A 12194-nucleotide genomic window follows, 5' to 3' on the forward strand; every position below is an offset into this window, starting at 1 on the left:
GTTCAGGCCGGGTAGTCGAGGGCCTCAGGGATCATGATGTGGGTCAGGGCGTCGGCGGCCCGGTCGCGGGCCAGCTCGGTGCCGGCCAGCGAGCGGTCCACCGCTTCCCGGAGTGCGGCGAACTCCGCCGCGTCGGCCTCATCCGCGGACTCCTGGAAACCGTAGACGAGGTCCGCGCAGATCCGCGAAACCTCGCCCGCCGCCCTTGCGGCCTGGAGCTTGCAGAGGTCGGCGTAGAAGGAGCTGAAGGCGTCGAGCGACTCGGCCAGCACCGGGTTTTCGGCGCCCTTGGTTTTCAACTCGATGGAGTCCTGAACCAGGCTGCGGGCCGAAAGCAACCAGCAGATCGCGTCGGCCAGCGGGAAGGTCACCGCCTGGCGCTTGCCGTGGTAGAGCTTCTTGCCGTCGGGATCGTTGTGGCCCTGGAGATAATCGGTGGTCCAGGACCACAGCTTGAATCCCGCCGCCAGCGATTTGGCGCCGTAGCCGTCGCCGGCCTGGGCTTCCAACTCCCGGATCCAGAGGTCGACTTCGTGGCGGAAGATCCTGCTCGTCATGCCGAGCGTCAGGTGGCGGCGCTGGACGGCTTCGGGGCCCTCGTAGGTCGCCTCCAGCTGGGCATCCATCCACTTCTGCGGCAGGAAGCCCGGGCAGTCCTCGGTGGTGCCGTAGCCGCCCATCAGGGCGACCGCCTCGCGCATCATCGTCGCCCCGTGGCCGGTGTTCCACAGCTTGACGGCGGGGTTCATGATATTGGCCCGGGCATCGCCGAGGGCGAACTGGACCAGGATGTCGGCGTCGAGGTCGGCGAAGCGGGCGGCATCGCGTTCGGCTTCGTCGGTGTAGAGCAGATCGAGGTATTCGAGGACTTCCGGCTCCTTCTTGCGCAGCGCCATCATCTGCTTGCGCCCGGTCAGGCCCTGCTCGGCGCAGATCCGGTCTTTCTCGCGCTCGACCGGGTCGAAGATGTCGGCCTGGCGCGCGGCCTCGAAGCCGACCGAGGCCGCGGCCTCACCGGTGGCCCAGACGTCGATCAGGCGGTGGGTGACGTCTTCATTCACCTGCAGACCGAGATCGTAGCGCGGGCTGCCCTCGCCGGCTTCGCCGCCGTGGAAACGCGAGCGCTGGTAGCGGATGACCGGCTCGACCGCCGACAGCAGCTTGGCGGCGGTCATCAGGCCGACCGGGATGCGGGTGCGGTGGAAGACCGAGGCGATGACCTCGCTGTGGTTGAACTTGGGAACGATCACGCCGTCGACCACGTCGTAGCCGCCGATGATGCGGCTGGCCGGGACCTGCTGGCTGAAGACCGGGTCGCGGGTCGAGGAAAGCTGGTGGACCAGCTTCAGGGTCGGGGCGCCGCGGTCGAAGGTGCCCGGGTCGGTTTCCTCGAGGATGACCATGAAGGTGCCCTTGATCCGCTCGTCGTCCGAGTCGACCGCCGCGGTCACGAAGTTGGCGAAATCCATGTTCGTGATGAAGCGGCCGCGCTTGTCGATCTGCAGGACCGGTTCGCCGCCTTCCGGCCAGTCGGCGATCTTCGCCTTGCCGCCGACGACCCCGGTATCGACCCCGACGAAGGGCAGCGGCTCGGTGAGCGCGAAGGCGCCACGCCACGGCACCCGGTCCTCGCCGGGCTGGGGGGGCAGGGCCTTGCCCATGTAGAACCTGCGCTGCTCGTCGGTGCCCTTCTCGTGGATCGGGGCGAGGGCGAGATTGCCGGCGAGGGATCCGGTGGCGGCCCCGGCATCGACCCACGACAGCTCGAAGGCGACCAGCGACATCGCCATGTTCTTGGGCCCCTCGATGAAGCCGCCCTGTTCGACGTCCATGTAGAGCGAGGTCAGCCCCGACTCGTCGAAGGCGGTCAGCAGTTTTCCCTTCTCGTCATTCCATTCGTGGGTGTTGCGAACGCCGTCGGCGACGAGGCGGGCGACGGTGCCGCGGGCGACGCCGCGGGCGCTTTGAACGGCCATCTGCAGGTCGAAGCGGTCCGAAAAACGCCACATGATCTGCCGGACATCATCTCCGGGAAGGGTGGGCAGTGAGGTGTCTGACATGGGGAGGATCCTGGCGATGTGGGGTTTGGGAACGCGCAATCGAGGTGCCGCCGACTCCGTGCCGGATGCTGCCGACGCCTTTCGATGCAGCTCAAGAGCATGCCGGATCGCCCCCGGGCGTCTTCGCGTCGATTGCCAAATCCTCCCTGCGCGTTGTTCCGGCAGTCAGTGGTGGTCCTGCCAACTCGCCCCGACCTTCCACCCGCCCCGCCGCCCCCGCGCCTGACCGCTCTGGCAGCTCATTCATCACGGCTGGCCCGGCTTCCGCGCCCAATACGAATCCCGCCATCGCAAGAACCTCGGCCCGCTGCACCCTCAGGCTGTCTTGCCTCCACCAACCTCATCACGTGCTTGGCGGGCATGTCGGCTTCGAGGTTGATGCATCGCCCTGCCGTTCTTGTCGGGTTGAATGTTGATCCGTGCAGACAGCCGGGATGGATTTTCATGCAAGGAAGTCAGAACTGCCGGTTGTATGACCTAGGGTGGAACCCCGGTTGAAACTCATCGGAAGCGCACTGCTGCTTGCAGCAGTCGCACTTCTGATTTCCCCGGGGTGCTCAGGTGAGCCCATGCAAAGGGAGGAGCAGCTCCATGCCGAGGCTTCCATGGCGATCGACGAAGGCAGGAAGGAAGCCCAAAACCATGCCGAGGTCTGGCATTCCTACCAGAGGGCCGAGGGACTGATCGATCGCATCCTGTCGGAATATCCCGCCAGCGAGACGGCGACGGGGCTTTCCACCGGCAGCCCGCTCATATCCGGACTGACGCTCGATCAATTTCGTGCCTTGGAGGGCTCACTGGCGGAGTTGGTCGAAGCGGAACGCTCGCCGACTGCCTGTGCCTTGCTGCTGGCGAAGTCCATCGAAGGCAATGCCCATCGCTCCCGGGCCATGGCCGATGTTGCCGGCGTGCTCGCTGATTCCGGGCGAAGGGAGCAGGCCTTGGCCTTGCTGTCTCAGGCAACGGCCACTGCCAGGGAGAACCCATGGCCGGATCTGGAGCTGATGGGGAAGATTGCAGCCACGTATGCCGAGGTCGGCCAACAGGAGCAGGCATCCCGGATCCTGTCCCAGACGCTTGCCCTGGCACGGACCGTAAAGAGAAGATACGACGGCCTTGTCTTCAATGGGCTTGGAGAAATTCCCGGGATTGCCATCGGATTCGCGGAGGTGGGAGCGTTCCAAGAGGCTGTTGAAACCGCACGACTCATTGAAAGCGGAGCAGGGGATCAAGCCAGGGCACGGGCCGGGATGGCGTCTGCCCATGCGAAGGCCGGCCACAAGGAGGAGGCGGCCCGTCTTTTGTCTCAAGCTCTGGAGGCCGCGGAGGCTCATGCGAGTGAGAGACGGGGGTATGACAGATCCAAACCCCTGACGCTCGTCGCAGACGCTTATGTGCAGATGGGCGAAAGGGCTCAGGCGGCGTTGGTTCTGTCCCGGGCCCTCGAGGTAGCCAGGACCATTCCGGCTTCATACAACCGATTGGAGGCATTGGCCGAAGTGGCGGTCAGTCACGCAGACAACGGCGCCCTCAAGCAGTCCCTCGAGATCCTCGACAGCATCGAAGGCCTTCGCGCGGATGACCGAGGGTTGGCCGTGGCCGAGATCGCACAAGCGCATGGGAGGGCGGGGAAGGATGAGCAAGCAAGGCTGCTGTTGTCACGGATCCTTAGGTCGGTCGAGGAGGAGGAAAAGCGGTGGGGCAGGGATGCCAGGGTCAATGTCTTGACCAGGATGTCAGAGGTCCATTTGGAGCTCGGTGAGCGCGAGCAAGCGGAGCGGCTGCTGAATCGAGCCCTGGAGGCTGACGGCGCGCTCGGTTCGAGGCGATACGACTTCCTGCGGCGGGTTGATATTGCCGCCGGCTTTCGCGAGCTTGGGCAGGACGAACAGGCCGAGCGCCTCCTGTCGGAAGCCCTGCAGGCAGCCGAGGGGATCCAGAGGCCGACAGACAGGGCCTGGGCATGGTATGCGATTGCCGATGGGCGCGCCGAGGCCGGGCAAGGGGAGCAGGCGTTGCCATGGTTGTCCCAAGCGCTGGATGCGGCGACGACCTATGAACTCGCCGAAGTGGATTCGGATGTGCTTCGAAAACTTTCCATCAGTCATGCGAAGGCCGGCGAGATGGAAGGCGCGATCAAGATGGCCGGAATGATTCGGCAGAAAATGGCCCAATCCATCTGCTTGGCCGCGGTTGCCGGCGTCCATGCGAGAAAGGGGCAAGGGGAGCAGGCCCTGACTCTTCTCTCGCAAGCCACCGAGGTCGCACAGGACATCCGGAGTATTGATGAACGATGCCAAGCGCTGACCGAGATTGCCGCCAGATATGCCGAGATCGGAAACATGGCGCTGGCCTTGCCCGTGCTCTCGAAGGCGCTCGATGCCGCCAAAGCGGACAAGCATATTCAGAGTCAGCGATCATGGGTGCTGCGTGTGATCGCTGTCAGGTATGCGGAGTATGGCGATTTTGATCGTGCGCTTGAGGTTGCCGGGAGGATGGCGGATGCGGGTGGCAGAGCCCGAGCCTTGGTTGGCATTGCCGATCAGCATGCGCATGCCGGCCAATTGAAGCAGGCGGAGCGGCTTCTTTCCCGAGCCGAGGAGGCCGCCGCATCGATCAAGGAGAAGGATGATCAAGCCAGGGCTTTGGCTGATATTGCCGGTAGTTACGGCCGGAAAGGGCAAAGGGCCCGGGCCGAGAAGCGACTCACCCAGGCTCTCGAGATGGCCGGGGCCATCGAGGCTGCCAAGGACCGGCCCTGGGCCTTGTCAACGATTGCCGGTGAGTATGCTGAGGTCGGCAACAAGGGAAAGGCGTCACGGCTGTTTTCCCAAGCGCTCGGGACTGCCAACTCGATTGAGGATTTGCAGGATCGATCCTGGGCCCTGGCCGATGTCGCATCGGTGCATGCTCAACATGGGAACATGGAGCAGGCATCACAAATTCTGGCCCGGGCATTCGACGCGGCCAACGCGATCGAGGATGCCCAAATGCGAGAATCGAGCATTGATTTGATCGCGATCCTGCATGGCAGTGCGTGGAACCTTTCGCAAATTATCGAGGCGGCCAGGCCCTTTGAATATCCAGACTGGTTGTTCTTGGTAATGTCCGATCTCGCCGGTGAAGTGTCCCAGCTGAAAGAGTCAGACAAGGCGGTCCTTCTGGAGATCACCCGCGCGATCCGGCCATTGAGTGAGTTTTGGGAATCAACCGGCCAACCAGCACGACTGAAAACCAAGAACTAAGAACGCCCCTCCATCAACGTTGCCACATGCCTCGTCAGCATGTCGGCCTTGAGGTTCATACCTTGTCCGGCCTCGGTGGTTTGCAGGTTGGCCTGCTCCCGGGTGGGGGGAATGATGCAGAAGGTCGCACTGTCGTCGTGAAGTTCGGCGATCGTCGGCGAGATTCCGTCGAGTGAGAGCGATGCCTTGTCGACGCAGAGACGCCGAATGCCCGCGTGCGGGGTGCCGCCCCTCGTTTCCCCGCCCTCCGATCCGGGCCAACGTTCGCTCCAGGCCCCCGTCGGAAGCACATCCCTGGCACTGGGTGACATCGGACTGGCGGTGGGATCGCGGGCCCGGCGGGAAGTCTGGCCGGCACGGGGAAGTGTGCGGGTCCGCGTGGCACCTACTCGGCCACGTATTCGTCGGAGCCGATGTCCGCGGCCCGGCCGGCGGGGCGGCTCTGCCGGTCGATGTCGTCCGCCGGCGCGGTCCCGGCGTCGGCTTGGTCGATGACGGGGGTGGCCTGCGCGGTGAGGTGGAGGTCGCCGCCGGCGAGGTCGCGGAACCATCGGGGTTGGACCGACTCGATGTTGCCGGAACATGTGGCGGGCGGGGCGTCGTTGCGGCGGAGGATCGGGTGGTTGACGAGATTGTTGCGGATCGTGAGATGGGTGCTGGAGGGAAAGCGGTATTCGATTGCGCCGCGGTAGCCGACGATGTGTACGGTGTTGTGTGTGATCGTGACATGGTCCGCACACTCGAGACTGATGCCGGCATCGGTGGAGTGCCCGGCACCATCGTTGGAGATCATGTTGTTGCGAATGGTGCTCGTGCCGCCGTTGTGGCCACCCGCTTCGTTGATGAGGCCGAACCCGATGCCGCGGTCACAATTGACGATGCGGTTGCGCTCGACGGTGATGTTCTGCGGTTCGGTGTCGCACCGGTTCCAGAAATGGATGGCATGCTCGGCCATGCCTTTTTGATCGTTTGGCACACGGAGGTTGCGGAAGAGGTTGTCGCGGACGATCCAGTTCACCCCCTTGTGGATGTCGATGCCGCCGGTGTAGTATTGGTAGGCCCAGCCGGAGGTGAACTCGAAGAGGCAATTTTCGATGATGCCGTCACGGGCGCCGACCGGATCGGGTTTGGAGGATGAACCCTTGATGAACTGTTCGTTGCAGTTGACGAGGCGGCAGTTGTGGACGTGGAGGCCGGAGGCATTGTGCGGCTCCTCGCCGCGCACCTGGATGCCGTGGAAGCGGCAGTATCCGAGGGTCAGGTCCGCAATGACAACGTCGGAGGCGGAGACGAGAAAGATGTGGGCGGCGGTTGCCTTGGGGCCTTGGTCGGGGCCACGGACAATCACCTTGTCACGATTGCCGGAGGCGGAGCGGATGACGAGACCGTCGCAATCGAGATGGAGGGCGGCGGACCGGAGTGTGTAAACGCCGTCGGCGAGGAGGACGGTGGCGGGCTTGGCGGCGGAGTTCGCCGCATTGATGGCGAGTTCGAGTTCGCGAATGGTTTTGACCGTGACGGCCAGGCCCCGGGTGAGTGTGAGCGGTTCGCCGTAGCCGGGAGCGGCATGGCCGGGAGTGGCGATGGCGAGAACGGCGACGAGGGAGAGGATGCCGTTGAACACGATCGGAACGCTAGGTTGCAGTGGCGACGATGCAAGTGCGTGGATACAACCGAGCGGGTGTTTTCCAACCCGCCTCGGTGGGCGGTGGGATGAATGGAAGCGGTGGGCGCTGCCCTTGGCGGAGTTCGGTAGGTCAGCCCCCAAGTCACCCCCATTTTTTCGCCCTCCGATCCGGCCCAACGTTCGCTCCAGGCCCCTTGGAAGCAAAGTCCGGGCAGTCAGTGAGATGATAGCGGATATCCCGGGAAACCCGGAGTCGGCATACGTGGAGAACCTAGGGCGGATGACCCGATTCCGGGTTGCACTTCCTCCCGGGCAACGTCACCAATCAGAGTGCCCCGATGGGGATGACATCATGAGCGAGAAAACATCCTGGATTCGCCAAAAGCGGTGGAATCCTTATCTGGTCGGTGCCGGCATCGGCATTCTCAGTTGGCTGGTCTTTCTGCTCGTGGACAAGCCGCTCGGGATGTCCACCGAGGTCTCGAAGTGGAGCGGCGCGGTGACCTGCGTCGCGGGCGGGAGTGAGACCGTCGCCGAGAATGCTTACTGGAAGGATCACACCCCGAAGTTCGGCTACAGCACCCTGCTCCTGCTCGGGACGGCGGTGGGTGCCTTCGTGTCGGCCCTGGCCAGCCGCGACCTGAAGGCGGAGGCGGTGCCCTCGGTCTGGGCCGAACATTTCGGGCGCTCGCCGTGGAAGCGCTTCCTCGGGGCCTTCCTCGGCGGCTTCATCCTGATTTTCGGCGCACGCATGGCCGGCGGTTGCACCAGCGGCCACGGCATCAGCGGCAGCCTGCAGCTCGCGCTTTCGGGCTGGGTGTTCTTCCTGACAATGTTCGCCAGCGGGTTGCTCACTGCCTGGTTGATGTTCCGCAAGCGCTGACCTCCCCCGAAACCCCTATCCACTTTTCCATCATGGGACTTCCTTTCAGCACCTCATCCACCGCCGGGCTGGTGGTGGCCGCCCTCGTTGGCGTCGTGTTCGGCGTGCTGCTGCACCGCGGCGGCGTCGGCAACTACAACGTGATCGTCAACCAGTTCCGCCTCAAGGACTTCACCGTACTGCGCATCATGTTCACCGCGATCATCGTCGGAGGCGTCGGCATCGCGCTGTTTCACAAGGCCGGTCTCGCGGCCTTCCACATCAAGCCCGCGGTGCTCGCCCCGGTCATCACCGGCGCGCTGATCTTCGGTGTCGGGATGGTGCTTCTCGGCTACTGCCCGGGCACCGGCGTGGTGGCGGTGGCCACCGGGCGGATCCACGCGATGGTCGGCTTTCTCGGGATGCTCGCCGGCGGGATCGCCTACGCCTTCACCTTCCCCGCCATCCAGGACGGCTTCATGAAAATCGGCGACTTTGGGAAAGTCCGCCTCCCCGAAATCACCGGCATACCCGAAGTGGCGTGGTGGGCCGGCCTGGCGGTGATTGCCGGCATCCTTTTCGTGTTCCTGCCCAAGACGCGGTCTCCGGAATAGTTGCGGGACCGGTCTGGTGAGAAGGGATTTGCGATCCCTTCTCGAAGGACGGGCGCGGCGGCTCCGCTCTCGCGGGCTCACTTCACTCCATGGGGAGCCGGGGCTTCACGGCACCCACGAAAGAGGAAGATCGGTATCGGGCGAGATGCTGGGCTGGCGCGGCCTTCGCGTCGATTGCGAATCCTTTCTGCGCGTTGTTCCGAGAGGAATTGGAGGATCAAGGACGGGCGGGAGGCTCGGTGGGGCGGCTGTCGGTGGCAAAATCGTCCGGTTCCCGGCCGTATGGTGGAAGATTGCGGTCAGGTTCCCCGTTGGAAGCCGTCCATGCCGGAGATTCCGATTCTCCCTTTTCATCCGCGCTTTTCCTCTCTTCATTCTCCCCCATGAACCAACCCATTCCCTTGCGTCCGAGCATCGGCCTCGGCGTCGTGCCGACCCACCTGCGTTTCGTCGGCTGCCTGGTGCCGGATGATTCCGGGCGCTACCCGCGCAACGACGCCGGCGAGATCAAGATCGTCGCCGGCATGCGCGAACTGGTCGAGGCCTCCCGTGTTCCCTTCAACTGCGTGCAGATCTCCGTCTTTCCCGGCTGCGACGATGGCGATGTGGACGAAATGATCGAGAAGCTCCGGGCGCTCGGGCTCGACGTCGACCTGATCATGATGCTCGGAGGCGTCGACCCGAAGAATCCGGACGACGAGGACGGCGTGGTCGAGCAGTTGCTGCCCTCGGTGAAGGCGGCAATGAAGCACGGTATCGGCACGATTTCCTCGACCTCGATCGACGTCTGGATGGGGCCCGAAGGAACGGGGCTTTCCGGTGAGGCCTTCGAGGCTGCGGTGGCCCAGAACGTCAAGGTCCACCTGCGGATCATCGAAGAGGCGGGGGTGATCGGGTCCAGCGTGAAAAGCTGGCAGATCGAGTTCCTGCGCCCCGGCGAGTTCCAGACCTTCACCAACATCAACCGCGGTCGCGCGCTGGTGCAGGCGGCCAATGCGAAGCTGGGCCAGAAGTTCTTCAAGCTGATCACCGACGCCGCCCACTGCGGCAATTCGGGTCTTTCGATCGAGGAAAACGTCGAGACGATCCGGGCGCTGGCGGCCGACGGGGAACTCGGTGCCTTTCACGCCACGCCGCCGACCACCCGTGGCTGCCTGACCACCGACGACGGCTGGATCGGCGCGCTGCTCGCCGCCGCGGCCGGCACCGGGCAGCTGGAAAAGGTCTACGTCGAGATGTTCCACCACGAAGACGACGCGCTTCAGCCGCTGCGCGACCTCGAGCCGGGCTTCGGGCTCGATACCCGAGACGGTCGCAGCTACACCGAAACGGTGGCCGACGGCCTGGCGGAGATCACCCACCGTCTCAACAACCTCCTCGTCCGTGGCATTCTCCCCGGCTGATTCTTTCCCGATGCAAGAAATCCACGGCGAGCCGTCGCACCAGCTTGCGACCCCTGAAGTCGACCTCCACGTGACCGGGCGCGCGGGTCAGATGGCCCCGGTCGTCTTCCACCTGCCGGGGCGCGACGTTTCACCCTACTCGCTGTCGCCGTGGGTCCCCTCCGAGTTCCCCGATCAGCCAGCCCTGCTCTCGGTGCTGCGTGGCGATTTTTTCTGCCTGCCCTTCGGGCCCCAGCAGGACGGCCCGCCTCACGGCGATCCGGCGAATGCGGCGTGGAGTCTCGAGGGGAGCGACGAGCGCTCGCTCACCCTGCGGCAGCAGGCCGCGGATTCCGGGGCCTCGATCGAGAAAATCCTCTCGGTCCGGCCGGGCCACCACGCGGTCTATCTGGAACATCGCATTTCCGGCCTCGCGGGCGACTGGAGCTACGGTTCCCACCCCATCCTCGACGCCTCGGCGGCGGCGCCCGGCTCGGTGCGGCTCAGCGTTTCCCCCTTCCGCTGGGGTTCGGTGTATCCCGGGGTGTTCTCCGATCCCGACAAGGGCGAGCGGCAGATGCTTTGCGCCGGGGCGCGCTTCGACGAGTTGACCTCGGTGCCACTGGCCGATGGCATGGGTTCCGCGGACCTCACCCGCTTTCCCCACGGCGGACGTGCCGACGATCTGGTGATGATGGTCGCCGAGGATCCCGAGCCGGATCGTCCCTTCGCCTGGACGGCGGCGGTGTTCGGGGACTTCGTCTGGTTCTGCCTGAAGAACCCCGCCGATTTTCCGGCGACGCTGTTCTGGCTGTCGGATGGCGGCCGCGACGGGGCACCATGGAACGGTCGTCACGTCGGAAGGATCGGCCTCGAGGAGGTCTGCTCGCACTTCAGCAACGACGTCGACCTGTCCCGCCAGGGCCTGCTCGCCGAGGATGGAATCCCCACGGTTCGCTCCTTCGATCCCGCCGAGGTGGTTTCGCTGCGTCTCGTCCAGGCCGTGGCGGAGGTGCCGCCGAACTTCGGCAAGGTCGTCTCGATCTCTCCGGAGGGCGATGGCAAGGTTCTTCTAACCGGCGAGAACGGTGGCACGGTCGAGTGCTCCGTTGACTGGTCCCACGTTCTCTGAAAATCCTCAATCCATGATTCCAAGAACCACCCAGGACTTCGCCCCCGGGCAACTGCAAGAACGTCTGAATGAATTTGGACCAGGATGGATAGGATGGATTCGATTCTGGAGTCGTGATCCGATCCATCCCATTCATCTTGGTCCCGAAACCCCACAACCCTGAGAATATCATGAAACTCCATAACGCAATGTGGCCCGGCCTGGTTGGCAAGGAGCCCGACACCGACCATCCGCCGATCTCGCTCGACCACATGCTCGAGCTCACCACCGCCGCCGAAGTCGGCGGTCGGAAATACGACGGCGTCGACCTCTTCATCTTCCACCCGCACACCGACCCGGACGGATCGGACGACGAGATCAGGAAGATGGCCGACCAGATCGCCGCCGCCGGACTTTCCGTCGGCTCGCTGGTTGCTCCGGTCTGGCCCGGCACGGTCGGTGGTCCCGCCTTCGGCTCCGACGAGGACCGCAAGAACTTCGTCCTCGCCGTCGAGAAGACCTGCCGCATCGCCGGCATCCTCAACGACCACGGCGTCCGCAAGTCGGGCGTGATCCGCGTCGACACCGCCGGCGGCACCGAGGACTTCGCCAAGGATCCGGCGGGCAACACCGCCAAGGTGGCCGAGACCTTCCGCGAAGCGGGCAAGGTGGCCGAGCAGCACGGCGAACGCGTCGCCGCCGAAGGCGAGATCTGCTGGGGCGGCTTCCATTCGTGGAAGGCCGCGGTGGATACGCTGGAAGCGACCGCCATGCCCGGTGTCGTCGGATTCCAGGCCGACCTCGCTCACACCTACCTCTACCTGCTGGGTTACAATGCGCCCGAGGCCGCACTGCTTCAGGAGGGCTACTCCGACGAGGAGTTCTGGGCCGCCTACAAGACCATGACCGACGCCCTGCGCCCGTGGACGATCGACTTCCACGTCGCCCAGAACGACGGCACGGTCCACGGCACCGGCAGCCACGACAAGACCGGCCGCCACTGCCCGGCGGACGACCCGAACGGCAAGCTCGATATCGCCAAGTGCTCGACCTACTGGCTGCAGGGCGCCGCCGAGCGCGGCATCAAGCACATCTGCTGGGACGGCTGCATGTTCGACAACGCGGTCCTCGAGGATCCGGCCACTTGGAACGCCATCCTCAAGGCGATGATCGACGTCGACAACGCGCTCTGAGGCCGCCCCATCCCTTCACATCCCGCCGCGTGCCATGCGCACCGGCGGGATTTTTGTTTCTCCACGACCTCCCCCTATCTGAGAAAGGACAACATCACCT

General features: G+C 64.6%; 9 protein-coding genes. 6 read left to right on the top strand and 3 right to left on the bottom strand.

The annotated features are described in order from the left end of the window. Window positions 1-2: 2 nt before the first annotated feature. Window positions 3-2060, bottom strand: a complete 2058-nt coding sequence (locus tag ACG2LG_RS14405; RefSeq protein ID WP_396260083.1) for an acyl-CoA dehydrogenase family protein — start codon at window positions 2058-2060, stop codon at window positions 3-5. A 494-nt stretch (window positions 2061-2554) separates the two neighbouring features. On the opposite strand from ACG2LG_RS14405, the gene ACG2LG_RS14410 reads away from it, so the two are divergent. Then, the gene (locus ACG2LG_RS14410) at window positions 2555-5305 is read left to right on the top strand and encodes a hypothetical protein (RefSeq protein ID WP_396260084.1); all 2751 of its coding nucleotides are present in this window, start codon (window positions 2555-2557) and stop codon (window positions 5303-5305) included. On the opposite strand, the gene ACG2LG_RS14415 is transcribed toward ACG2LG_RS14410, so the two are convergent. Both ACG2LG_RS14415 and ACG2LG_RS14420 read right to left on the bottom strand, forming a co-directional pair. Next, window positions 5302-5616: a hypothetical protein gene (locus tag ACG2LG_RS14415; protein ID WP_396260086.1), complete on the bottom strand. Its 315-nt coding sequence runs from the start codon at window positions 5614-5616 to the stop codon at window positions 5302-5304. The two genes, ACG2LG_RS14410 and ACG2LG_RS14415, sit on opposite strands and share 4 nt — an antisense overlap. A gap of 74 nt (window positions 5617-5690) precedes the next feature. Then, the gene (locus ACG2LG_RS14420) at window positions 5691-6929 is read right to left on the bottom strand and encodes a hypothetical protein (RefSeq protein WP_396260087.1); all 1239 of its coding nucleotides are present in this window, start codon (window positions 6927-6929) and stop codon (window positions 5691-5693) included. 355 nt (window positions 6930-7284) lie between these two features. Here ACG2LG_RS14420 and ACG2LG_RS14425 point away from each other — a divergent pair, with 355 nt between their 5' ends. The 5 genes from ACG2LG_RS14425 (at window position 7285) to ACG2LG_RS14445 (ending at window position 12094) form a co-directional block, all read left to right on the top strand. Continuing rightward, window positions 7285-7815 carry a YeeE/YedE thiosulfate transporter family protein gene (locus ACG2LG_RS14425; RefSeq protein WP_396260088.1) on the top strand — a complete coding sequence of 177 codons (531 nt, stop codon included), beginning with the start codon at window positions 7285-7287 and terminating at the stop codon, window positions 7813-7815. A 32-nt stretch (window positions 7816-7847) separates the two neighbouring features. Continuing rightward, a complete protein-coding gene (locus tag ACG2LG_RS14430; protein ID WP_396260090.1) occupies window positions 7848-8408 on the top strand; it encodes a YeeE/YedE thiosulfate transporter family protein in 561 nt (186 codons plus the stop codon). 383 nt (window positions 8409-8791) lie between these two features. Beyond that, a complete protein-coding gene (locus ACG2LG_RS14435) occupies window positions 8792-9811 on the top strand; it encodes a hypothetical protein (RefSeq protein ID WP_396260092.1) in 1020 nt (339 codons plus the stop codon). 10 nt (window positions 9812-9821) lie between these two features. Next, window positions 9822-10922 carry a hypothetical protein gene (locus tag ACG2LG_RS14440; RefSeq protein WP_396260093.1) on the top strand — a complete coding sequence of 367 codons (1101 nt, stop codon included), beginning with the start codon at window positions 9822-9824 and terminating at the stop codon, window positions 10920-10922. A 170-nt stretch (window positions 10923-11092) separates the two neighbouring features. Beyond that, window positions 11093-12094: a sugar phosphate isomerase/epimerase family protein gene (locus ACG2LG_RS14445; RefSeq protein ID WP_396260095.1), complete on the top strand. Its 1002-nt coding sequence runs from the start codon at window positions 11093-11095 to the stop codon at window positions 12092-12094. Window positions 12095-12194: the final 100 nt, after the last annotated feature.

The organism is Haloferula sp. A504 (assembly GCF_044385805.1).
In the GTDB taxonomy this organism is placed as follows: Bacteria; Verrucomicrobiota; Verrucomicrobiia; order Verrucomicrobiales; family Akkermansiaceae; genus Haloferula.